Raw genomic sequence first — 22,425 nt, forward strand, 5'->3', positions numbered from 1 at the left:
GGCTTGCCGGGCCTTCCACGTTCAGGCGAAGGGTGGAAGATCCGGACCCTGATGCTACGCTCAACCTGATAGAACATGTTAAAGCTGGTAAGGCGGTTGTAATGGCAGCTCCACGCGGGGACGGCCTCAAGTACGAGCGGGTGCTGAACGCTCTGCGGTCACGCATCGCGGACGGGACCTATCCGCCGGGGATGATGCTGCCCTCCCAGAGCCAGCTTGTCGCCGAGTTCGACGTGTCGCGGCCGACGGTGATCGAGGCACTGCGGCTACTCCGCCAAGAAGGCCTGATCGAGTCCCAGACCGGGCGCGGTTCGTTCGTGCGCGGGAAGGTGCCCGCGCTGAATCTGGAGCGCGCATACCCGGGTCAGCGTCTTCTCGATCTGGCCGAATCGGAGTCCTCGGCCGAACTGCTGCAAGCCGGCATCATCGTCGCCCCTGTCCGGGTCACCACCCTGCTTGAGCTACCCGCCGGGTCCAAGGCTTTCCTGCGGCAGTACGTCCTCAGCGACGAGGACGGTCCCATAGAGCTGGTGTCGGCGTGGTTCCCCATCGACCTGGTCACCGGGACCAAACTGACTTCCCCTGAACCGATGAACGAGGGAATCCGGCGCCATCTGTACGGCCGCAAGCGGCTGCGGCTGGACTACGCCATGGAGCGCACCCTCGCGCGTTCGGCCACGGCGGAGGAGGCGCACGCCCTGAAGATGCCGGCCGGTGCGCCCGTGCTGAATCTCGTGGTGACCGGCCACGATGCCGACGGCAAGGCGCTCCAGCTCGTCGACGCGGTCCTTCCCGGGGATCGTCACGAGCTGCGTGACGCCTACCCCCTGACCTGACATCGCCTGACCGATCTCCTCTGGAATCCAACTTGACATGACAGGTTGGGCGACCTACCTTTATGGAGCAACCTGATAGGTCAGGTTGAGAAGCAAACATCTTCTGTAAAGCTAGGAGTACATGTCATGGCCCTGCAAGGACCCATCCCCGTCAGCTTCGACCAGGTCTTCCCGCATGGCTGCTACCTCGTCGGCGAGGTCGAGCAGGTCAAGGACTTCGACGCCTCGACCAGCAGCCGGACCGTCTACGCCAAGGACAAGACCACCGGCGAACTCGTCTGGCAGATCGCCGTCATGGACGCCGACCCGGCCGTCAAGATCAGCCAGAAGACGGTGGCGGTCAAGATCCTCGCCCCGGTCCAGCCGGTTCCCCCGCCCCCGGTGCCCGGCCTGCCGATCACCCCGGTCGAGTTCGACGGCATGACCGTCACCCCGTACGTCAACCAGTCCACCGGCCGCCTGGCCTACTCCATCCGCGCCACGTCCATGCGGGCTCCCCGCACCGCCGCCCCGGCCAAGCACGCCCCGGCCAGCAAGGACACCGCGGCCTGACAACGAAAGCGGGGCCGCTGGAACTGGCATTCCGGCGGCCCCTGGTCTCCCCAGATGCGATTCAAGAGAGGGCTGAAGTCTAATGTTCAAAAAGATGCCCGGCGACGAGGCACAGCACCTCGTCTCCACCACACCCGATACCGCCGTGGTGTTCCGCCCCGCCGTGGTCCGCACCCCGGCGTTCGTCACGCTCGTCATCTTCGCCTGGCGGGTGCTCGCCGGTCTGGTCCGGCTGCTCTGGCGGCACCCGGTCGCCTCGGCCGTCATCGCCGTCCCGGCTGCGGTGGCGTGGCTGTACGGCTGGCGGCTGGGCCTGGTCCTGATCGCGGTGGCCGTGACCGTGCTCGCGTTGTGGTGCTCGGTGCACCGGCCCTCGTTCCTGCGGCTGGTCGGCTGGCGGCTGCTGGCCTTCTGGCGCTTCGTGTGGATCTACCGGCGGCACTGGCAGGCGGTGATGGTCGTGTCCGGGCTGGGGCGGCACCTGCGCGGCCGGGACTACCTTCCCCACCTGGTCAAGGTCACCTGTACTTCGTGGGCCGACGTGGTCACGGTGAAGATGCTGCACGGCCAAGCGGTCAAGGACTGGGCCGACCGCATCGACCACCTGGCGCACGGCTTCGGCGCGCGCTCCTGCCGGGTCTCGATCGCGCGGGCGGGCCGCCTGGTGCTCGTCTTCCCCCGGCATGATCCCCTGGTCACACCGCTTCCGGCCATGCCGATCCCGGAAGAGGTATCGGTGGGGCCGGTGCGAGTCGGCACCCGCGAGGACGGCTCCCCGTGGCTGCTGAACGTCCACGGCACCCATGTCCTGATCGCCGGAGCCACCGGGGCGGGCAAGGGCTCGGTCCTGTGGTCGACCATCCGCGGCCTGCTCCCCGCCGTCCGTGCGGGCCTGGTGCAGATCTGGGCGCTGGATCCCAAGCGCATGGAGCTGTCCTTCGGCCGATCCCTGTTCGGAGACCGCTACGCGGCGACCCCGGAGCAGTGCGCCGACCTGCTGGACGCGGCCGTGGCGGTGATGCAGGAGCGGGCCGACCGGTTCGCCGGCCTCCAGCGCTCCCACACCCCGACCCCGGAGGACCCGTTCGTCCTGGTGGTCGTCGACGAGGTGGCGTTCCTGACCGCCTACCAATCCGACCGGGCCTTGAAGCAGCGCATCTCCGCCGCCCTGGCCACCCTCACCACGCAGGGTCGTGCGGTCGGGGTCGGGGTGATGGCGGCGCTCCAGGACCCGCGCAAAGACGTGCTCACGATCCGCAACCTGTTCCCCGACAAGATCGCGCTCCGGTTGGACGAGTCCGAGCAGGTGGACATGGTGCTCGGCGACGGCGCCCGGGACCGGGGCGCGTTGGCCGATCACATCTCCCCGATCCCGGAGCAGGGCGCGGGCGTCGGCTACGTCCGCCTGGAAGCCTCCCCGGATCCGATCCGGGTGCGCGCGGCCTACGTCTCCGACGCCGACATCCGCGCGATGGCCGAGGCGGTGGCGGCGTGAGGGTCTGCTTCTACGGCACCGACGAGGAGATCACCCGCCTCTGCGAGCGGCCGATCCTGGCGCTGCTCGGTCCGCACCGCACGCAGCGGGTGGTGGCCTTCGAGCTGTCCGACCCCTCTATCAGCTCCGACCCCTACGGGGCCGTCTACCGGCTGGCAGCCGACCTGGCCGAGATCCACCGCGAGGAGGTGAACGAATGACCACCCCGACGACCGACCGTTCCATCTCCCGGGCGCAGCGGCAGCGGATGCCGGTCGCGCTGGACGTGGCGGTGGAGATCGCCAAGCACAACGGCGTGTGCATCCGCCCGATCGTGCTGCGGCGGCTCGATGTCCGTACCGGGCAGAGCGAGGACGTCAACGTCCCGTGCGGGGCCACTCGGGAGACCGTGTGCCCGCCGTGCGCCAAGCGCAACCGCTACCTGCGCATGGCGCAGTGCCGGGAGGGCTGGCACCTGGACGCCGAACCGGCCAGCACCCCGGACGAGGCGGATGAGCAGCAGCGGTGGCTGATCGAGTTCCGCGCCGATGTGCAGGCCAAGCGAGACCAAGCTGAGCGCGGCGGCACGCCTGAGGAGGTCGCCGACTGGGATGAGGCGATCGCCGAGATCGATGAGGAGATCCGCGCGGCCGGGATGCGCGGCAGCCTGTCCGGCCGGGCGGCCTCCCGGCGTTCCCGGTCGACCCGGCGGCGGCAGGACGCCCCGGACCTGCCCAAGCGGGCCATGAGCTCCACCACGCTCGGGCGGACCTTCACCGGAGCCGATGGGAAGGTCTACCGGCCGTCGATGTTCATCACGCTCACTCTGCCGTCCTACGGACGGATCCGGGCCGGGCAGGGCGTGCCGGTCGACCCGGCCACCTACGACTACCGGCGGGCGGCTCGGGATGCGCTGCACTTCTCCAAGCTGGTCGACCGGTTCGTGCAGAACCTGCGCCGGGTGGCGGGCTATGACGTGCAGTACTTCGCGAGCGTGGAGCCTCAGAAGCGGCTCGCTCCGCATCTGCACATGGCGGTGCGGGGCACCCTGCCCCGGGCGGAGATCAAGGCCATTGCGGCGGCGACCTATCACCAGGTGTGGTGGCCGGCGACCGATGAGATCCGCTTCGAGGGCGATCACCTGCCGGTGTGGGCTCCGCGGGCCGATCTCCCCGAGGGGGGCACCTACCCGGACGGGCAGGACGGCGACTACATCGACCCGGCAACCGGTGAGGTCCTGCCGACCTGGGATGAGTCGCTCGATCAGCTCGATCAGGACGACGAGGTCGAACCCCTGCACGTGCTGCGCTTCGGTGACCAGGTCGACGTTCAAGGCGTCTTGGCCGGCACCCCGGACGCCGACCAGTGCATCCGCTACCTGTCGAAGTACCTGACCAAGTCCCTCGGCGAGAGCCTCGATGCCGACGACCTGGCTCGGCGGGACCACGCGGCCCGGCTGGTCGAAGCCCTGCGCTACGAACCGTGCTCGCCGACGTGCCCGAACTGGCTGCGGTACGGCGTGCAGCCCAAGGGCGCCAAGCCGGGCATGGCTCCGGGCCGGTGCCGGAGCAAGGCGCACAAACCCGAACACCTCGGCTACGCAGGCCGCCGCGTGCTCGTCTCCCGCAAGTGGTCGAACAAGACCCTGGCCGAGCACAAGCGCGACCGGCGCACCTGGGTCCTGGAAGCCCTCGGCCTGGCCGACGACCCCGCCAAGAGCGACCCGCACCGCTACCTCTGGAAGCCCGTCCCGGCCGGAGACGGAGACGTCCCCTCCCTGGCCCTGCGGCTGCTGCGCATGGTCGCCGAACGCCAGCGCTGGCGCGCAACCCTCCTCGCCCTGCAAGAGAAAGCAACCGGACAAGGCCCTTCGGTGATGAGAGAGGCGGCATGACGAGAACGGAGCCCACCTCTCCGCTTCCCGAGTTGGCCGTTGACATGGCCCGGGGCCGGCTGCTGACCGTCGAGGAAGCCGCCGAACGGCTGAACACCACGGTCCGCTTCCCGCGTCGCCTGATCGAGGAACGCCGGATCGCCTTCGTCCACATCGGGCGCAACGTCCGTATCCCCGAAGCGGCGCTTGAGGCATTCGTCGCGGCGGGGTTTGTCGAGCCGATCACCACCACGCGACGCAGGAGGGCTGCGTAATGGCCAAGACCGCACTTGCCGCGCCCGATGAAGAGCCCCGGCGTCCGCGCAAGAGGAAGCCCGCCAAGAGGCGCTTCGGTCGCGTTCGGCGACTGCCCTCGGGCCGGTGGCAGGCTCGGTACTCCGGTCCTGACGGGGTGGACCGCCCGGCCCCGGAGACCTTCGCGACGAAGAAGGACGCCGAGGTCTGGCTGACCAGGAAAGAGACGGAGATCCTCGACGGCGAGTGGATCGACCCGGACGCCGGGAAGATCACAGTCGGCGAGTACGGCCGCGCCTGGATCGAGGAGCGGCCGAACCTCCGTCCCCGGACGGTCGAACTGTACGGCTACCTCCTCCGCGCCCACCTCGTCCCCACCTTCGGAGAGAAGGCGCTGAACGAGATCAAGGACCCGCAGGTACGGCGGTGGCGGAAGAAGCTGCTCGACGCGAAGGTCAGTGAGGTGACCGTCGCCAAGGCGTACCGGCTGTTGAAGGCGATTCTGTCCACAGCTGTGGATGACCAGCTCATCAAGCGGAACCCGTGCCGAATCAAGGGCGCCGGTCAGGAGAAGTCACCGGAACGCCCGGTGCTCACGATCGCCGAGGTCTACAAGCTCGCCGACGCGATCGAACCGCGTTACCGGGCGCTGGTGCTCCTGGCGACCTTCGGCAGTCTGCGGTGGGGCGAGCTGGCCGGCCTCCAGCGCCGAGACCTCGACCTGGACGCCGGAACCGTGCGGGTGGAACGCCAGTTGATGCAGATCACCGGCAAGGGCCTCGTCTTCACCGAACCCAAGTCCGCGGCAGGCAGGCGGACGGTGGTGATCCCCGAACTGATCATCGAGGACCTGCGGGAGCACGTGAAGGACTTCACCCAGGACGGGGACAAGGGTCTGATCTTCGCCGGTCCGGATGACGGACCGCTCCGCAACACCAACTTCAACCGCCGTGTCTGGACTCAGGCGCTCCAGGACACGGGCCTTCCGAAGATCCACTTTCATGACCTCCGGCACACCGGCAACACCCTCGCCGCGAGCGCCGGGGCGTCGATCCGGGAGCTGATGGAGCGCATGGGCCACTCCAGCACGCGCGCCGCGATGATCTACCAGCACTCGACCCACGAGCGGCAACGGGAGGTCGCCCGCAAGCTCGACGGCCTCGCCCGTGGGGCACTTGGGAAGCCATCGGGCACGCAACGGGCACGGGAGCCGGACGAGGCCGAATGAAGATCAAAGCCCAGGTGAGGCGACCATGCCTGACCTGGGCTTTTTCATGTCGTGGAGGTGGTGGAGCCTAGGAGATTCGAACTCCTGACATCCTGCTTGCAAAGCAGGCGCTCTGCCAACTGAGCTAAGGCCCCTCTGCGGGTGACGTGACCTGCGGAAGCGCCGCGAACGGCGAGTCCGTGCTCATCGCACACCGCCAGGACAGCATATAACGCTCCTACTGGCCTGGGCGCCGATCCACGGCATGATCATGATCTCTCTCAGCGGCACCGGCAGAGGGAGCGCTCCCCCGGTAGCACCGGTTCAGGTGAGACCGAGTGCCTGGTCCCAGGCAGGTCCTGCGGGACGCGGCCGGCCGTTCGCACAACCGGACCGCGCCCCGGGCGTGCAACGTCCGCCCGCATCGACGGTCCAGGACCGCGCACGAACCGGTGGCGTACCAGATGCCGCCGCGCCGCCGGATCGTCCAGCCGGGCCAGGCACGCCGGAGGTGTCCGATGACCGCCGCCTGCTCCTCGTCGAAGGTCATGGGAACGATGCCTCCCGTCGCGTCACGCGGCCGTCTCCACAGGTGTGGGCGTCCGCCGCCGGGCTGAGCCGGGTGAGTACGGCGACCGGGAGGCCGTGTGGTGTACGGCGAGCTCACCGGGCCTCGACCGGACCGCCGCCCCGGGTGGCGGCCCGCCGGGAACCAGGTGGCCGATGCCGGTCGTCGAACGCGGCAGCCGTTCACGGGCGGCCACGGCGCGGGCCCGCCGCAGCACGAGCGGTTCCCGGGCGAGCGACAGCCGGAGGGTGCGCGTCTCCCGGGCCTCCACCGGCCGGTCCGCCGTACGGCGCATCTCTGCAGGCACGATCGGCCAGGACGATCCGAGGGCGGGAAGGGCCTTGCCCGGCACGGGCTCGACCGTTCGGGGCGCAGGTACAGCCGGTGTCCGCTCGGCCGGCTGACCGGTGGTGACGTACCGCCGCTCGATGAACGGCCCTGCGGGAACGGACTCCCGTCCGGTGGGCCGCGGGGCGAGGGCGGGCAGGCACTCGGCCGGGCGGACCCAGTCCCGTGCGGGCATCCTCAGCTCGTCCAGCCGGGCGGCCCGGATCAGCTCCCAGCGGGCGGCCACCTGCTCGGCGGAGGGTACCCGGTAGGCGTGCGCCTCGGCGTGCAGGCACCCGTGGTCGTACGGCGGGTGCCCGCAGACGGCGCAGCCCATCGGCAGCGGTGCCGTTCAGCGGAGAAGCACGGGCCGCAGACGGGCTCGTTGCAAGCCGCGAGAGGGCGGGTTGACGGTCTAAAGTTGTCCACGGGTCGGACCTCCTACGTCCGATCGAGGGCCCGGTACGGCGTTCGCGCGCCTGCCGGGCCCGTCCGCTGTCAGGCGTATCAAGCAGAAACGTTACCTCAACATACCTAGTCATTCACATGGGTACTCATGGGTATCCATTGGAGACCATGGTATTCGCAGGGCTGGCGAAGTTTTCTAGCCTTGCCGAGTGATCGAATTTCGCCCGGACGAGCTCAAGTGGCAGGCCATCCTCAACGAGATACGGCGGCGCATCCGTGAAGGTCAGTACCAGCCGGGTCATCCCATCCCGGGGGAACCGCGTCTCGCCGAGGAGTTCGGAGTAGCTCGCGGCACGGCACGACGGGTGATCAATGAACTGCTGGAGTCGGGCGAGGTCTACAGCATCCACGGCAAGGGGACCTTCGTCGCCGTCCTCAAGGACGATGAGAGGCAGGCGGGGAAGCAATAGGCCGGTTCCCGCCGAACCGCCACACGGCAGATGCGGCGAACAGGTCAGCCCCTGAGTCGGCCACGGATACGTTTCCGCCCGCCGTACGGCTCTCCCCGCTGGAGACCGGTCTGGCGGGCGATGACCCTCGGAGCCGGCAGCGCCGTCAGCGCACGGAGGCGGGGGTGCGGTGCTCAGCCAGGGCGTCGTCGAGGACGAGGCCGGGGAAGTCGGCGACGGAGTCCAGGACATGGGTGGCGCCGCCCTTGACGAGCCGGTCCCTGCTGTGGCTCCCGGTCAGGACACCGGCGACCACCGAAGCGCCCGCCCGGCGTCCGCAGAGCATGTCGCTCTCCGAGTCGCCCACGACCGCGACCTCGCGGACGTCCTCGACGCCGAGGCGCAGCAGCGCGGTGAGCACCATGTCGGGCCTCGGACGGCCCCGGCCGCCGACGTCCTCCGGGCTCAGCGCCAGGTCGATCCGGTCGGACCAGGTCAGCGCGGCCAGCACATGGTCGAGGGTCGACCGGCTGAAGCCGGTGATCAGGCAGACCTTGACCCCGGATCCCTGGAGCTTCTCCAGCGCCTCGACGGTTCCCGGGACCGGGGCGAGCCCGGAACGGTCGACCGCGCCCTGATAGGAGCGCTCGAAGGTCAGGTTGGCCGCCTGTGCCTGGGCCTCGTTGTCAGGGAAGATGCCCCGGAACACATCGATCTTGGGGCAACCCCGGGACCGGTGCACATGCACCATGGCACGCGCGTACGCACCGGTCCCGGGCACGATGCCCTGCGTGGCGATCGCCTCGGCGAACGCCCGTTCGACCATGGCGACATCACCGATCGTGGTGCCTGCCAGATCCAGACAGGCAAGCTTGATGGGTGCCATTCCCCCAACCTTGCTCAGGACCGTGGACACACCTCGATCGGCAGCCGCTTCGGTCAGTTCTCGCTGCCGGTCGCCTCGGTCCACAGATCGAGCTCGGCGCGGTCAGCCTGCACCTTACGCCAGACCAGCAGCCCCCCAAGGGCGACGAGCGCCAGAACGAGCAGCTTCTTCACGGTGTGACCCCACTTCTCGACGGTCTCACCTGCCGGGGTGAGACGACGCCCGGTTCCAAACGGTTCCTTGCAGCCTAGCAAGGAACCGAAGCCGGGCCAGGAAGGCTGTTGATCCCAGAGCGGCGAATCTGCGCGCACTACGTGATTTTCATCACGATTCCCTACGGTGAGCGTCGGGACGATCACGATCCGCCACGAGCCGCATCCCTGTTTCCGCTCCTCGTCCGTCCTCGTCCGTCCTCGTTCTCCGGCCGTTTCCCACCGGTGTCTCCCCGTCCGGGCACGGGTGCCGGTCGGCGGATCCGGAGACCGGCTGACCGGGCCCCGGATCCGCCCGGCGGTCACACGTCCGCGACGAGTTCGGCGTAGGTGGGGTGCCGGTCGATCCAGTTCTTCACGAACGAGCAGCGGGGCCGTACCCGCGCGCCCTCGGCGCGCGCCGCGTCCAGGGCCGCACGGGCGAGCGCGCCGCCCACACCCCGGCCCTCGAACGCGGGATCCACTTCGGTGTGGGTGTAGACGATCACGTCGTCCCTGCGGGTGAACTCCAGCCGCCCCGCGTGCTCACCGTCCACCTTGGCCTCGAAGAGGTCCTTCTCCGGCACGAACGCGATGCTGACGGTCATCACAGTCTCCTCGGTCTCTCCTGATGTCAGGGCCAGCCGGTTCCGTCCGGCTTTCATTCCCCGGCCGAACGGACCCGGGCCGACCCTCCCCCTGCCACCGCACTCCCCGTTCATGTACGGCGCGTCCATGTACGGCGCCCATGTACGGCGCCCATGTACGGGGAGTGCGGTGGCACGCCCTGCCGCCGCCCCGGCCCCGATCACGGCCACGGCCGCCGCCGCCCCGGCCCCGGCCACGGCCACGGCCACGGCCACGGCCACGGCCACGGCCACGGCCCGGAAGCGTCGTTCCGCCCTCCGGTGTTCCTCCGGGCGGTCGTACGGTGGCCCCATGGGCATGGTTGAGACAGTGGGGCTCGTACTGCACCCACGACGCGACTCGAAGACGGCCATCGACACGATCATCGAATGGGCCCGTACCCGGAACGTCGCGGTCCTCGGGTCGCCCGAGGAGGTGGGACGCATCGACTGCAGCGCGATCGCGGTCGACGGCGCCGCCCTGATCGACCGCGCCGACCTGCTCGTCAGCCTGGGCGGCGACGGGACGATGCTGCGCACCATGCGACTCATCGCCGGACGACCGACCCCCGTGCTCGGCGTGAACCTCGGGCGGCTCGGCTTCCTGGCCGAGATCGACGTGGACGAGCTGCCGGCCGCGCTGTCGGCGATCGACGGCAACCAGTACACCGTCGAGTCCCGCATGGCGGTGCGGACGACCCTGCCGGAGGGGGCGACGGTGACCGCGTTCAACGACATCGCCCTGGTGCGCACCCCCGGCCACGGGCTGTCCGAGGTGGCGGTCTCCGTGCAGGGACACCCTTTCGTCCGGTACGCCTCCGACGCCGTCATCGTGGCGACCTCCACGGGGTCGACGGCCTACAGCTTCTCCGCCGGCGGCCCCATCGTCTCCCCGACCGTCGAGGGCTTCCTCGTCGTGCCCGCCGCGGCCCACTCGACGTTCAACAGGGCCATCGTGCTCTCCGCCGACGAGGAGGTCACCCTCGACGTCCTTCCCACGAGCGGGCGGCTGGCCGTGGAGGTGGACGGCGCGGTCGTCGGGCACCTGCCGCCGGGGCACCGGCTCACCGTCACCGCGCTGCGCGCCGCCGCCCGCGTCGTCCGGCTGGGGACGACGACCTTCTACGAGCGCGCCCGCCGCAAGCTCCGCGTCGGCGGCAGCGCCGAAGTCGACTGGGAACCGCCCTGATCCGCGCCCTTCCGAGCCTCGGACCCCTTCCGCCCTCGATGCCGTCCCGGCGTCGCCGGACACCAACGAAAATCTACATCGGCCGACGTGACATCCGCTGTCAGCGTGATTAGCGTTTGTTGTGACACAGGGGAAACACCGCCTATGCGGCAGATGTCGATGGCCCTTGTGAGATGGCCGTCGGCCGTGCGGGATCCGCCGCCGACGTGCCGGGCGGCAGCCGAGCCGCCTGCGAGAACGAAGTGATGCCGGCTGTAAGGGAAAGGAGAGTCTGACGCCATCGGAAGCGCCCGCGGACCGACTTCCGCCCTGCGGGCGCCGGCGGTTCCGAACGAACGGGAGGTGGTTTCCGGTCACGCCTGAGCGATTCCCGCATCCCGCCCCTTTCGATGAGGTGGCCGTGCGGATGAGGAAACCGACACGACAGTCGGAAGAATGGTGTTGAACTCCTGGGTCCCGGCGCTGCCAGAGGCACCGGGGCCCTGTCATGTCCCTGCCGGTGCCCTACCGACGCCCTGCCGGCGCCGCCGTGGGCCCGGTCCGTAGAGCCGCCGTGGGCCCCGGTCCGTAGAAGGGCCGGTCCGTAGGAGGGCCGTCATCGCTCGGCGGGCAGGCAGAGGGTGAAGACCGTGCCCGTGTCCTCTCTCGGAGAGGCGACGATGGTGCCGCCGTGCGCCTCGACGATCGCCCGGGTGATCGCCAGTCCCAGGCCGGTCCCCTTGATCCCCGACTCCACCGCGGTCGACGCCCGGAAGAACCGGCCGAACAACCGCGGGTACTGCTCGGCCGGGATGCCGATGCCGGTGTCCGCGACCGTGACCACGGCCGTGCCGCCTGCGCCGCCCCCATCCCCGTCTCCGTACCCGTCGCCGTACCCGTTCCCGTCGCCCGGACGCGCGGTGACGGTGACCTCGCCTCCGTCCGGCGTGTACTTGACCGCGTTGGACAGCAGGTTGTCCAGCACCTGGCGCAGCCGTACCGGATCGGCCCGCACCCGCAATCCGCCGGTCGCCTCCACCGTCACCGCCAGCCGCTTGGCGTCCGCCGCCGGCCGGTGATCGTCGACCGCCTGGCGCACCAGTCCGTCCAGCGCCACCGGCCGCGGATCGAGCACGATCTGCCCGGCGTCCAGGCGCGCCAGGTCCCGCAGATCGTCGACCAGCCGCTGCAGGTGCCCGCTCTTGCGGTCGATCACGTCCGCGAAGGCACGCTGCTCGTCGTTCAATTCCGGATCGTCCCGCAGCAGTACGGCGAGATCGCGGATGGCGCCGATCGGCGAGCGCAGCTCGTGGCCGACCAGTGCCACCAGCTCGTCCTTCATCCGGTCCAGCTCCCGCAGGCGGCGCACCTGCTCCTGCCGGCGGGCCAGCAGGAGCTCGCGCTGCTCGGCCAGGCGATGGCGCTCGGTCACGTCACTGGTGATCCCGTCGACCAGCAGCCGATGGTCTTCGCGGCGCGGCCGGGCCCGGACCCACACCCAGCGGGTCACCCCGTCCAGCCCGATGATGCGGCACTCCAGCTCGGCGGGCCTCGCACGGGTGATGGCGGCGTGGAAGGCGGCGAAGGACTCCTGGTCGTCGGAGTGGACCAGCTCGGCCATGACCTCGGCGGCGTCGGCGTCGGCGGGCAGCCGGCCGCCGAACACGGCGCTGCTGTCGGAGTGCAGCCGGACCGGGCGGATCACACCGCCGTCGGTGACCTCGACCGTCCACACGTAGTCGTCGATCTGGGAGATGATGTGATCCAGGTGGCGGCGATCGGCGTCCAGGGCCAGCGCCAGTTCCTCGGCGCGGCGGCGTTCCAGATAGCGGCCCATGTGGGCGCAGATGCCGTCCAGCATGGCCGTCAGGTCCTCGTCGGCCTCCTGGACGGTGTCGGTGAAGAAGGTCAGCACTCCCCGCACCCGCCGGCCGCTGCGCACCGGCAGGCCCATCGCGGCGCGCAGCCCGACGCGCAGCGCCGCCGCCTTCCGGGTGAAGCCGCGCGTGTCGAGGGCCAGGTCGGGGATCCACATCCGGCGGGCGCTCGCCCACACCGTTCCGGCCAGGCCCTCTCCGCGGGGGAACACATCGGGTTCGCCGCGGGTCAGCGCGTCCAGGTCCCGTCCGGGACGGGACCACAGGCCCAGCCGCCGGATCACGGTCTCGTCGGGGTCCACCTGCCAGTACTCGCCACAGGTCCAGCCCAGGGTGTCGGTGACCGCGGCGGTGACGCCGGCGGCGGCCTGCCCGCTGGAGGCGGCCTCGGCCAGTACCTGGGCCACCGTCTCCTGCGCGGTGCGCAGCAGCCCGGCCCGGTAGCGCTCGGTGATGTCGTGGACGGCGGTCACCGCGCCCAGCCTGCGCCCGTCAGCGGTCTCGATCGGCCGGGCGTTGACCAGGTAGCGGCGCAGACCCGTTCCGGCTCCGGCTCCGGCCCGGCGGGCCATCACCTCGAAACCGTCGATCCGCTCCCCTCGCAACGCCCGTGCCAGCGGCATCTCCTCCGGCCGCAGCGGGGTCCGCCCGTCAGGCTCGTACAGCTCGTAGAGGGCGTTCCAGTCGCCCTTCCGCATCTCCTCCGGGGAGGGCGGCTCGGCGCCCGATCGCGAAGCCGGTTCGATCTCGCGCAACATCCGGTTGACCAGCACCACCTCGCCGTCGCCGTCGCAGGCGACCACCCCGACGTCCAGGCTGTCCATCAGCCCCGCCATGAACCGGCGCTCCTGCTCCAGCCGGCGCCGGGCCGCCACCCGGTGGCCGATGTCGTACAGGAACGCGTGGAGGACCGGCTCACCCCGCTCGGTGCGGGCGTGCAGCACCATCTCCACCGGCAGCTCCCGCCCGGTCCTGTCGAGCGCGGTCAGCTCGACCCGGTGCTCCGCCGGGTACGACGGAGCCGCCCGCCGTACCCGGTCCAGTTCCTCGCGCAGCCACGGCCGGGTCCGCCGCGGGACGATCAGCTCGTCCGCCGGCCGTCCCACGGCCTCGCTCGCCGGTCGGCCGAACAGCCGCTCGGCGGCGGGGTTCCACGCCGTCACGGTTCCGGCGGCGTCGACGGACACGAACGCGTCCTGCGCCCGTTCCAGGACCGCGCTCATCCGTGCCGCCGACAGCCGCGCCCGCCCTTCGTCCAGCCGCACCGCGAGCTGCGCCTCCACCGAGGAGGCCACCTCCTCCGCCAGGCGCAGCCCGCGCGGGTCCCAGCGCCGGGGCCGTACGTCCAGCGCGCACAGCGTGCCCAGGACCGTACCGTCGGGAGCGCGCAGCGGGAAGGACGCACAGGCCCGCGGCTCCGGCCCGTCGACGGCGGGCGAGCCGCCCAGCCGGGCGTCGGCCCGGACGTCGGTCACGGTCAGTGGTGCGTCCGCGGCCAGGATCCACCGGAACAGCGGGTACGGGGCGAGGTCGCGGCCCGTCCAGCGGTCGGCCGGGCCCGTCGCGCCGAGGCACGTCCACCGGTCGCCGTCGGCCAGCGCCACCAGGGCGGCGGGCGCGTCGAGCAGCCGGGCCGCCAGTACGGCCGGCCTGCTCAGCGCGGGCGCGCCGGGTGCGTCGAACAGACCGGCGACCCGCAGCGCCTGCGACCACCGCGACTCCCGAACCGCATCAACCGTCCTGGTCACGCCATATCCCCCGGACTCACTCTTACCCGGTGGATCCGGGCCGTCACCATGCCGGGCACCCGAAGGAGGGCGGCACCCCGTCGGACGCACGAAGGAGGGCGGCACCCCGCCGTATGCCACGGCGAGCGGTCCGGCCGGCGCATCCGCCACCGTCCGGGCGGGGGCACGGACGGAGGCACGGACGGAGGCACGGACGGAGGCACGGACGGAGGCACGGACGGAGGCACCAGGCGAAGGCACCGGAGAGGCACCGGATGGAGGCACCGGGCGGCGCGGGTCAGCGGGACGGGGCCGCTCCGGCGTCGACGGCGGCGGCGGTGCCGGCGTCGGCGTCGGCGTCGGCGGCACCGGTGCCGGTGCCGGTGCCGGTGCCGGTGCCGGCGGCGGCGGCGGCGGCGGGATCAGCGGCGGGATCCGCGGTCGCGTCGGCGGTCGCGTCGGCGGCGGGCTCCGGGGCGCGCAGCCCGCGCACGCCGGGGGAGAGCAGCGCCGCGGTGGCGGACAGCGTGACGATCGCGGCGCAGCCGAGCAGCGCGGGCTCCGGACCGATCAGGGCGGCGACCGGTCCGGCCACCAGCAGACCGATCGGACCGAACATCAGCGACCCCAGGGCGTCGTAGGAGCTGACCCGCGACAGGGACTCGGCCGGGATCTCCCGCTGCATGGTGGTGCTCCACAGCACGCCGAAGACGTCGAAGCAGACGCCCATGACGACCGCCCCGGCGACGATCGTCCACAGCGGGGCGCCCAGCCCGAGCAGGAGGTACGGCAGGCCCGTGGGCGCGGTCAGCAGCGTCGCCACCAGGATGGGACGGCGGGGCCGCAGCCGCATCGCGATGAAGACGCCACCGATCATGCCGACCGCCTCGCCCGCCAGGATCATCGACCAGGCGAACGGACCGCCGAGGCGTTCGTCGGCCACCAGCGGCCCGAGCACGCCGTGCGCGGCCTGCACGGCCATGACCAGCACGGAGAACTGGGCGACGACCACCCAGAGCCACTGCCGGGAGACGAACTCCCGCCAGCCGTCGCGCAGGTCGGCGATGACCGAGTGCCCCTCGCCCGCCGTACGCTCCACCGGGGTCAGGCGCAGCGCCGCGATCAGGACCGCCGCCGTCGCGAACATGGCGGCGCTGACCGCCAGCGCCCAGCCGCCGCCGATCAGGACCACCGTGGCGCCGCTCAGCACGAGACCGGCGACGCGCGAGCTGTTGGCACCCAGCCCGAGCAGCGCGTTGGCGGTCTGCAACCGGTCGGCCGGGACGACGTCGGGGATGATCCCGGTCAGGGCCGGGAAGAGGACCGCCATGGCGACGCCGCTGCACGCCGACGCCGCCACCAGCGCGGGAAGCGGGGTCCAGCCGGTGAGCAGCATCACGGCGAGACAGGCGAACGCCGCCGCGTTGAGCGCCTCACCGGCCATCATCACCCGGTGTCGGGGAAGACGGTCCGCGATCACACCGCCGACGAGCATGAACGCCACCATCGGCAGCGCCTCGGCGGCGAGGACCACCGACAGCGTCGTGGCCGTCGCACCGGGCAGGGCCAGGACGCCGAAGGCGAGGGCGACGGGGGCGAACGAACTGCCCAGGACGGAGATGGTCCGCGCGGCGAGCAGCAGGCTGAAACGCCGGTCGCGAAGCATGTCGATGTCGCGACGGTAGGTGGTCACTGACTGCTCCTCACAGAATCCCGAAGAGGAACCATCCTGTCGTCTTCCTCGCGTGATGTCGCATCGATAAATCCGCGCCACCAGGACGGCGGACCGTGCCGCGGGCAGACGGCGGACCGGGACCGCGATGGGATACCGGACCGGGACCGCGACCGGGAGGAAAATCTCAATCCCGGACGGATGCCTCAGACTGCCGGGTGGAAGCGGTGTGAGAGAGAGCATTCACACCCCGTGTTCGCACATTCACCTGATGTGATCGACCGATTACTGATAGACACATCCGTGGCGGGTGAGGTTATCGAAGGGGGAAGCCGCGCTCGCGTCGGGGGAGGGCGCCTTTGGTCACCGGGGCACGATGACCAGAGGCGCCCACACCCCCGGAGGAAGCCCCGGGGGAGCGCCTTCCGCCTTCCTGCGCGGCGGGACGTCCTCCTTCGCCCCCGCCCCGCAAACGGCCGCCGGTTCACCTCTCACGGATTCACCGACTCACCCGGTTCGCCGTTTCACGGGGTCATCGACTCACCCGGTCCACCGTTTCACGGCGTCACCGGGCAGGTCTCAGCCGGCCAGGGCCGGCGGGTCGAGCGGGTCGGAGCCGAGGCGCACCGCGCGGACGGCCAGCAGCCGGCCGATCTCCTCCCCGGACAGCGGCGGCGCGAAGTGGAAACCCTGAGCCAGTCGGTACCCCAGCTGGTACAGCCTCCTGGCCTGCGCCTCGGTCTCCACGCCCTCGGCCACGGCCTGCAGTCGCAGCGCATGGGCGATCTGCACCAGCGAGGTGGCGATCACCGAGCTCTCGACGGTGCCCGTCACCCCGTCGACGAACAGTTTGTCCACCTTGAGCACGTCGACGGGGCAGGTGCGCAGCAACCCGAGCGAGGAGTGTCCGGTACCGAAGTCGTCGAGGGCGAACCCGACCCCGAGCGCGTGCAGGGCTCGCACCGTCTCCAGCGCGGGCCCGCCGTCGAACACGGCCGTCTCGGTGATCTCCAGCAGGAGGTCCTGCGGCCGGAGCCCGGTCTCCCGCAGCACATCCGTGACGGCCTGCACGAACGACGGTTCCCGGAGCTGCCGGGGCGAGACGTTCACCCCCATCCGCAGAGGGGCGGCGGCGCCGTACCGCCTCCGCCACCCGGCCATCTGGCGGCACGCCTCCCGGAGCACCCAGGCGCCGATCTGGACGATCATCCCGTTGCGCTCCGCGACCGGGACGAACTCCGCCGGGGAGACCAGTCCGCGCTCCGGGTGGCGCCAGCGCACCAGCGCCTCCACGCTGGAGATCTCTCCTTCGGGCAGGATCACCACGGGCTGGTACAGCAGGAACAGCCCGCCGGAGGCCAGGGCGTGCTGCAGTTCGGCGCCCAGCCGGGCATGCTCGACGGTCCGGGCGTCCATCTCCTCGGTGTACCGGACGTGACGGCTCTTTCCCTGCTCCTTGGCCGCGTACATGGCCACGTCGGCCCGGCGCAGCAGCTCGCTGGCGTCCATGCCCGGCCCGCCCGCGACCAGGCCGATGCTGGCCTGCACCAGCAGGTCGTGGTCCGCGGCCCGGGCGGGGGTGCCGAGCGCCACGATGACACGTTCGGCGATGCGGTCGGCCTCCTCCGCCGAGACGTCCAGCAGCAGGACGGCGAACTCGTCCCCGCCCAGCCGCGCAACCGTGTCATGGGGTCCGACGCATTCGCGGAGCCGGTCGGCGACGACCACCAGGAGGGCGTCGCCGACCGCGTGCCCCAGCCGATCGTTGATCGTCTTGAAGTCGTCGAGGTCGACCAGGGCGAGCGCGACCCCCCGGGTCCCGGCGCCCGCACCGGTCCCGGCGTCGTTCCCCGGCCCGGCCCCGGCCTTGATCCCGGCCCCGGCCTTGATCCCGGTCTCGGTACCGGCCCCGGTCTTGATCCCGGCCCCGGTACCGGTACTTGTCTCGGTACCGGTGCGGGCGAGCACGAGGGCGCTCGCCGCCCGCTCGGTGAACAGCGCCCGGTTGGCGAGCCCGGTCAGCGCGTCGTGGGTGGCCTGGTGCGCCAGCTGGTCCTGTACGCGCCTGGTCTCGGTGATGTCGCGGGCGTTGCTCACGATGCCGCGGATCCCGGGATCGTCGATCCGGTTCGTGCCGACGATCTCCAGCCATCGCCAGTCCCCGTCCGCGTGCCGCATGCGGACCTGGCAGGTGGCGGTGGCGCCGGGATCCCGCTTGAGCCTCCGGCCCATCTCCCTCAGGAGTCGTACGTCGTCCGGGTGGGTGCAGTGGGCCACGGGCCGGCCGAGCCAGTGGTCGGGCGGCACGCCGAGGATGCGCCCGACGCTCGAACTGAGGTAGGCGAGGGTCCCGTCGTCGGCGGTGACGGCGATGATGTCGGAGGAGTTCTGCACGAGTGAACGCGACCGCTGATCGTGCCTGCGCAGTTCCAGCATGCTGGCGTCGAGCCGGGCGAGCAGGTCGGCGTTGTCGTAGAAGGCCAGGATCTGGCGTCCCACCACCAACCAGGTGATGACGGTCGCACCCGCGGCGATCATCTGGGTCTCCAGGCCCGCCGTACGCGTCGACACCAGCAGCAGCCCGCCGGTCGCCGCGATCGCGGCGTACGGCAGCAGGCTGAAGGGCCTGCGCCGCTCCGGAGCGCGACGGACGGCCTCCTTCCCCGCCTCCCGCTGCCGGTCGGCCGCGAGCGCCAGGAGGAGGCAGGCGATCGGGATCGTGACGTGGGCGACGTTGAGGTCCGGCCTGGACTGGATCAACGGCATGAGCGCCCCGCCGGTCGCCCCCACGAGGACCGCCGTCCCCAGGATGGACAGCGCCTTCCGGTTCAGCGAGCCGACACCGGCCAGCGCCAGCTTGACGGCGGTGAGCACCGCGACGAAACCCACCACGATGGTGACCAGTCCCGGCAGGGACGAGCCGGTGGCGGCGGCCAGTTCCGGTGAACCGTGCACCGCGAAGGTCCAGGCGAACAGACCGGCGGCCAGCATGATGACGCCCGTGTCCAGCCACAGGGTGAGCCGCTCCCTGCGCGAGCGCCGTACGGCGGGCAGCCGCAGCAGCCCCCAGAGAGCGGCCAGCACGCCCCCGAAGTACCACGCCATGGTCATCGGACCGGGCTGCTGCGTCGGCGCGCCGGGCCCGGCGACCGCGTCGTACGCGTTGCAGGCCCCGCCGACCCCGATGAGGAGCACCGCCGTGCCGAACCACCGCCAGAACAGCCGCGCCTGCGGGTTCAAGGAGGGGGAGGCCGCCGTGCGTCCGCACGCGACCACGCCGAGAACCGCGCTGAGGACCACCGGAACCCAGGCCACGACGGGTGCGTCCAGGTGCCGCACGAAATCGAGGAGGAACCACCCCACGCCGAAGACGGCGAGCAGGCCCAGGGCGGCCGTCAACGACGAGGACCGCGCCCGGGCCAGGGCGCCGACCGGCGGGATTCCAGCCGGAGCACCGGACGGAGCACCGGACGGAGCACGGGTCGGGGCACCGGACGGAGAACGGGTCGGGAGCCGTGTCAGGAGACGAGCTGAAAGCGCACCGCACGGCATGGCGCGCTCACGTCGGCATGCCCGCATACCCCGATCCCCCTACGACGACTCCGGATCTCCTTGCGGGAGCCCATCGGCGCAGGAGGGCCGGACCTGAGGGTTTTCCCACGTGCGGACCGCCCGGTCCCGGTCAGGGGACGCGCCGCGAACCGTGACGGCTCACGGAATCCGCCCCGTCCCGGATTCGGAAAGCCGGGAAGCCGGGAAGCCGGGAATCTCGAAAAAATCATTTGGCATTCCGTACGGGGAAATCTAGTCTTCGAACACAGGGATCGACCGAGAGACGGAAAGGACGGCCGTGAACACATACGATGCCATCGCGCGGCAGTGGCGCGCCCCTCGCGTGCGAGCCGCCCTCGGCGGCCGACTGCCGTCCCCCGGGACCACCGTGTAGACCTTCACCTGCACGGATGCCGCCCCGGGAGACATCACCCGACGGGCGGTTCCTTCATGTGGGGGACGCATCCGTACGGGAGAGATACCGGCGGGGAGGACCGGAACGGCGCGTTCCTGGCCGCCCCGGGACGAAAAACCACCCGATGCACATCGCGCGTCCCGCGCAGGCGCGTTTCCCCGGCCGAATGAACAACGGCCGGCGACGCGCTCCCGACAATTCCACAGAGGAATGCAATTCTTCGTCGAAACCGTCGTCTCCACCGTTTCCGCCGCCGACGCGGCGGCCGACCGCGGGGCCACGGCAGGGTCCGCAGGCCGCGCTCCCCGCGGCGCGGGCCACGACGAACGGTTCCCGGGCCGATGGTGAAGCGGGATCACGCCTGCCTTGCACGCAGGAGTCCAGGGTTCGACTCCCTGCCGGTCCACGGGTGCCCTGAAAGGAGAGGGCACCGGGTCGAGTGCTCGGCGGCGGGATTGGCGACCCCCGCCCGGTTCACGACCCACCCGCGTCCGGCCCGGTTCACGCCGCCCGGATCGGACGCGCGGCTCGCCCGCCCGGCGCGAGCCCGCGTGATGCCGGATCGTCCAATCGGCAGGACACCCGACTCTGGATCGGGGAACGGAGGTTCGACCCCTCCTCCGGCAGCCACGCACCCGTGGGTGAGGTGTCAGCGGAAGCACACGGCCGTGCCGAGGCCGCAGGACGGGTTCGAGTCCCGTCACCCACTCGCCGCCCTGGCCCAACCGGCAGAGGCGCCGCGCTCAGGTCGCGGAGGATCCGGGTTCGAATCCCGGGGGCGGCACGACGACCCCGTATCCCGGGTCCCCGCGAATCCGGGATCCGGGATCCGGGATCCGGGATCCGGGATCCGGGGATGTTGGGGATCCGGGGGATGCGGACGCTCGACGAGGCGGGCGGCCGACGCCGCCTACGCGACGTCGGGCCGGGTCATCAGCGGCGACCGCAGATGCACCACCAGATCGGGGCCGGTCAGGGGCACGGTGTTCCACGTCGCGACCGCCGTGCCCGCGGCGGCGTCGAGCGTCAGCCGGACCCGGTGCGGGGTGGTGATGACGTAGAGGTCGGCGGTGAACGTATCCCCCCGCCAGGCGCCGGCCGCGACGACCGGACGGCCGAGTGGCGAGCTCTCCCGCCAGCCGCCATGGCCGGCCTCGACGTCGAAGGACGACCCGAACCGCAGGAGCCATCCGCCGTCCACGGGATCGACGGTCACCGTGGTCCCGTCGGGCAGCGCCGCGTCCTCGGCGGAGGCGTCGAGCCGCGCCTTGGCCGAACGCTCCGGGGCGGCCGAACCCGGAACCGGCGCGAGGGACAGCCGCCGCAGCCGACCGGCGAGGAGCTCGTCGTCGCGGGCGCTCCCCGCCCGGTCCAGACCGGGCAGCAGGCATTCCCACAGAGGACTGAGCACTTCCTCGATCTGCGTCACCGCACCGGTCACGGCGACCACGAGATCGTGCGACGGGACGACCGCGCACAGCTGGCCGAAGGCGCCTTGGCCGTGGTAACCGTGACGCGACATCCAGAACTGGTAGCCGTATCCGCACAGCGCGTCGGGGTTCTCCGACCAGCCCTCGATCTGCGGGGTGTCGATGTGCCGTCGGGTCGCGAGCTCCACCCATTCGCGCGGGACGAGCTCGCGGCCGTCCCAGAGGCCCCCGCGCAGCAGCAGTTCGCCGAAGGCGGCGACGGCCTCGGTCGTGAGGTGCAGCCCGTGGAAGCCGAAGGCGGCGCCGCTCGCCACCCGGTCCCACTCGGCGTGGTCGACGCCCATCGGCCGGAAGAGGCGCTCGTCGAGCAGCTCCGGCAGCCCGCGGCCGGTGACCCGCTCCACCATCCGGGCCAGGACGAAGGTGGTCGCGTTGTCGTAGGCGTGCCGGGTCCCCTCAGGCGCGGGGAACGGTACGCGCAGGAAGCCCTTGACCAGATCGCCCGGTTCCAGCCGCCAGGCCTCGTCGAGGCTGTCCGTGCCGTGCCCGGCCGTCATGGACAGCAGGTGGTGCACGGTCAGGCGGCGTCCCTGCTCGGAGACGTCGGCCGGAACGTGGTCGGGCAGCACGTCCACCACCCGGTCGTCCAGCGAGAGCAGCCCGTCAGCGATCGCGAGCCCCACGGCGACCGAGGTGAACGACTTGGTCAGCGAGTAGAGCAGGTGCGGGCGTCCGGCCGAGTACGGAGCCCACCAGCCTTCGGCGACGACGTGACCGCGGCGCACGATCATGATCGAGTGGAGCTCGACGGACCGCTCTTCGAACCGGTCCAGCAGCGCGGCGATCGAGCGGGACGAGATCCCCGCGGACGCCGGTGTCGAGCGCGGCAGCAGGGCACGCGGAGAGGGCATGCGGGCACATTAACGAATCCG

General features: G+C 71.3%; 17 protein-coding genes and 5 tRNA genes. 13 read left to right on the forward strand and 9 right to left on the reverse strand.

Features of this window, described 5'->3' with window-relative positions; translation table 11 throughout:
* Positions 1–101 precede the first annotated feature (101 nt).
* From HS045_RS08850 to HS045_RS08880, 7 genes are all read left to right on the forward strand, one after another.
* Positions 102–836 (forward strand): GntR family transcriptional regulator, encoded by a 735-nt coding sequence (locus tag HS045_RS08850; protein WP_196450619.1) that lies wholly within the window; start codon positions 102–104, stop codon positions 834–836.
* 126 nt (positions 837–962) lie between these two features.
* Positions 963–1,388, forward strand: a complete 426-nt coding sequence (locus HS045_RS08855; RefSeq protein ID WP_196450620.1) for a plasmid replication, integration and excision activator — start codon at positions 963–965, stop codon at positions 1,386–1,388.
* 82 nt (positions 1,389–1,470) lie between these two features.
* Positions 1,471–2,883: an FtsK/SpoIIIE domain-containing protein gene (locus HS045_RS08860; RefSeq protein ID WP_196450621.1), complete on the forward strand. Its 1,413-nt coding sequence runs from the start codon at positions 1,471–1,473 to the stop codon at positions 2,881–2,883.
* Positions 2,880–3,083, forward strand: coding sequence for a hypothetical protein (locus HS045_RS08865; RefSeq protein WP_196450622.1), 204 nt, complete (start codon positions 2,880–2,882; stop codon positions 3,081–3,083). The genes HS045_RS08860 and HS045_RS08865 overlap by 4 nt, the downstream gene beginning before the upstream one ends.
* Complete coding sequence (locus tag HS045_RS08870; protein WP_196450623.1) at positions 3,080–4,756, forward strand: replication initiator; 1,677 nt, start codon at positions 3,080–3,082, stop codon at positions 4,754–4,756. Before HS045_RS08865 ends, HS045_RS08870 begins: the two co-directional genes overlap by 4 nt.
* A 32-nt stretch (positions 4,757–4,788) precedes the next feature.
* Positions 4,789–5,010, forward strand: a complete 222-nt coding sequence (locus tag HS045_RS08875) for an excisionase family DNA-binding protein (RefSeq protein WP_230883492.1) — start codon at positions 4,789–4,791, stop codon at positions 5,008–5,010.
* A 137-nt stretch (positions 5,011–5,147) separates the two neighbouring features.
* The gene (locus HS045_RS08880; RefSeq protein WP_196450624.1) at positions 5,148–6,218 is read left to right on the forward strand and encodes a site-specific integrase; all 1,071 of its coding nucleotides are present in this window, start codon (positions 5,148–5,150) and stop codon (positions 6,216–6,218) included.
* A 58-nt stretch (positions 6,219–6,276) separates the two neighbouring features.
* Here the strand turns inward: HS045_RS08880 and HS045_RS08885 are convergent.
* Positions 6,277–6,352: transfer RNA gene (locus HS045_RS08885), tRNA-Ala, on the reverse strand.
* A gap of 417 nt (positions 6,353–6,769) precedes the next feature.
* Positions 6,770–7,429 carry a hypothetical protein gene (locus HS045_RS08890; RefSeq protein WP_196450625.1) on the reverse strand — a complete coding sequence of 220 codons (660 nt, stop codon included), beginning with the start codon at positions 7,427–7,429 and terminating at the stop codon, positions 6,770–6,772.
* A 280-nt stretch (positions 7,430–7,709) separates the two neighbouring features.
* Between HS045_RS08890 and HS045_RS34295 the strand changes: the two genes are divergently transcribed.
* Positions 7,710–7,970 carry a GntR family transcriptional regulator gene (locus tag HS045_RS34295; protein WP_196450626.1) on the forward strand — a complete coding sequence of 87 codons (261 nt, stop codon included), beginning with the start codon at positions 7,710–7,712 and terminating at the stop codon, positions 7,968–7,970.
* A gap of 145 nt (positions 7,971–8,115) precedes the next feature.
* Here the strand turns inward: HS045_RS34295 and HS045_RS08900 are convergent, their stop codons facing one another.
* From HS045_RS08900 to HS045_RS08905, 3 genes are all read right to left on the reverse strand, one after another.
* Entirely contained in the window at positions 8,116–8,835 is a 720-nt protein-coding gene (locus HS045_RS08900) for an HAD-IA family hydrolase (protein WP_196450627.1), read from the reverse strand.
* A gap of 53 nt (positions 8,836–8,888) precedes the next feature.
* Entirely contained in the window at positions 8,889–9,008 is a 120-nt protein-coding gene (locus tag HS045_RS34300; RefSeq protein ID WP_211264163.1) for a DLW-39 family protein, read from the reverse strand.
* Between the two features lie 341 nt (positions 9,009–9,349).
* Complete coding sequence (locus tag HS045_RS08905; protein ID WP_196450628.1) at positions 9,350–9,634, reverse strand: GNAT family N-acetyltransferase; 285 nt, start codon at positions 9,632–9,634, stop codon at positions 9,350–9,352.
* A 331-nt stretch (positions 9,635–9,965) separates the two neighbouring features.
* Here HS045_RS08905 and HS045_RS08910 point away from each other — a divergent pair, with 331 nt between their 5' ends.
* The gene (locus HS045_RS08910; protein ID WP_230883494.1) at positions 9,966–10,841 is read left to right on the forward strand and encodes an NAD(+)/NADH kinase; all 876 of its coding nucleotides are present in this window, start codon (positions 9,966–9,968) and stop codon (positions 10,839–10,841) included.
* Between the two features lie 595 nt (positions 10,842–11,436).
* Here HS045_RS08910 and HS045_RS08915 read toward each other — a convergent pair.
* From HS045_RS08915 to HS045_RS08925, 3 genes are all read right to left on the reverse strand, one after another.
* Positions 11,437–14,445, reverse strand: coding sequence for an ATP-binding protein (locus tag HS045_RS08915; protein WP_196450629.1), 3,009 nt, complete (start codon positions 14,443–14,445; stop codon positions 11,437–11,439).
* A 277-nt stretch (positions 14,446–14,722) separates the two neighbouring features.
* Positions 14,723–16,117: an MFS transporter gene (locus tag HS045_RS08920; protein ID WP_196450630.1), complete on the reverse strand. Its 1,395-nt coding sequence runs from the start codon at positions 16,115–16,117 to the stop codon at positions 14,723–14,725.
* 558 nt (positions 16,118–16,675) lie between these two features.
* The gene (locus tag HS045_RS08925; protein WP_196450631.1) at positions 16,676–19,495 is read right to left on the reverse strand and encodes a bifunctional diguanylate cyclase/phosphodiesterase; all 2,820 of its coding nucleotides are present in this window, start codon (positions 19,493–19,495) and stop codon (positions 16,676–16,678) included.
* Between the two features lie 903 nt (positions 19,496–20,398).
* On the opposite strand from HS045_RS08925, the gene HS045_RS08930 reads away from it, so the two are divergent.
* The 4 genes from HS045_RS08930 (at position 20,399) to HS045_RS08945 (ending at position 20,847) form a co-directional block, all read left to right on the forward strand.
* Positions 20,399–20,469 (forward strand) — tRNA-Ala (locus HS045_RS08930).
* Between the two features lie 149 nt (positions 20,470–20,618).
* Positions 20,619–20,693: transfer RNA gene (locus HS045_RS08935), tRNA-Gln, on the forward strand.
* Positions 20,694–20,700: 7 nt separating this feature from the next.
* Positions 20,701–20,772: transfer RNA gene (locus tag HS045_RS08940), tRNA-Gly, on the forward strand.
* Between the two features lies 1 nt (position 20,773).
* Positions 20,774–20,847 (forward strand) — tRNA-Leu (locus tag HS045_RS08945).
* 126 nt (positions 20,848–20,973) lie between these two features.
* Here HS045_RS08945 and HS045_RS08950 read toward each other — a convergent pair.
* Positions 20,974–22,404, reverse strand: a complete 1,431-nt coding sequence (locus tag HS045_RS08950; protein ID WP_196450632.1) for a serine hydrolase — start codon at positions 22,402–22,404, stop codon at positions 20,974–20,976.
* Positions 22,405–22,425 lie beyond the last annotated feature (21 nt).

Origin of the sequence: Planomonospora sp. ID82291 (assembly GCF_015711645.1) — a bacterium.
Taxonomy (GTDB): Bacteria; Actinomycetota; Actinomycetes; order Streptosporangiales; family Streptosporangiaceae; genus Planomonospora.

What these genes read in the sequence shown, in the direction of transcription:
- HS045_RS08905 (WP_196450628.1), bottom strand. Translation starts at nt 9,634, where the DNA reads ATGACCGTCAGCATCGCGTTCGTGCCGGAGAAGGACCTCTTCGAGGCC.
- HS045_RS08870 (WP_196450623.1), top strand. Translation starts at nt 3,080, where the DNA reads ATGACCACCCCGACGACCGACCGTTCCATCTCCCGGGCGCAGCGGCAG.
- HS045_RS08855 (WP_196450620.1), top strand. Translation starts at nt 963, where the DNA reads ATGGCCCTGCAAGGACCCATCCCCGTCAGCTTCGACCAGGTCTTCCCG.
- HS045_RS08900 (WP_196450627.1), bottom strand. Translation starts at nt 8,835, where the DNA reads ATGGCACCCATCAAGCTTGCCTGTCTGGATCTGGCAGGCACCACGATC.
- HS045_RS08910 (WP_230883494.1), top strand. Translation starts at nt 9,966, where the DNA reads ATGGGCATGGTTGAGACAGTGGGGCTCGTACTGCACCCACGACGCGAC.
- HS045_RS08890 (WP_196450625.1), bottom strand. Translation starts at nt 7,429, where the DNA reads ATGGGCTGCGCCGTCTGCGGGCACCCGCCGTACGACCACGGGTGCCTG.
- HS045_RS08950 (WP_196450632.1), bottom strand. Translation starts at nt 22,404, where the DNA reads ATGCCCTCTCCGCGTGCCCTGCTGCCGCGCTCGACACCGGCGTCCGCG.
- HS045_RS08860 (WP_196450621.1), top strand. Translation starts at nt 1,471, where the DNA reads ATGTTCAAAAAGATGCCCGGCGACGAGGCACAGCACCTCGTCTCCACC.
- HS045_RS08850 (WP_196450619.1), top strand. Translation starts at nt 102, where the DNA reads ATGGCAGCTCCACGCGGGGACGGCCTCAAGTACGAGCGGGTGCTGAAC.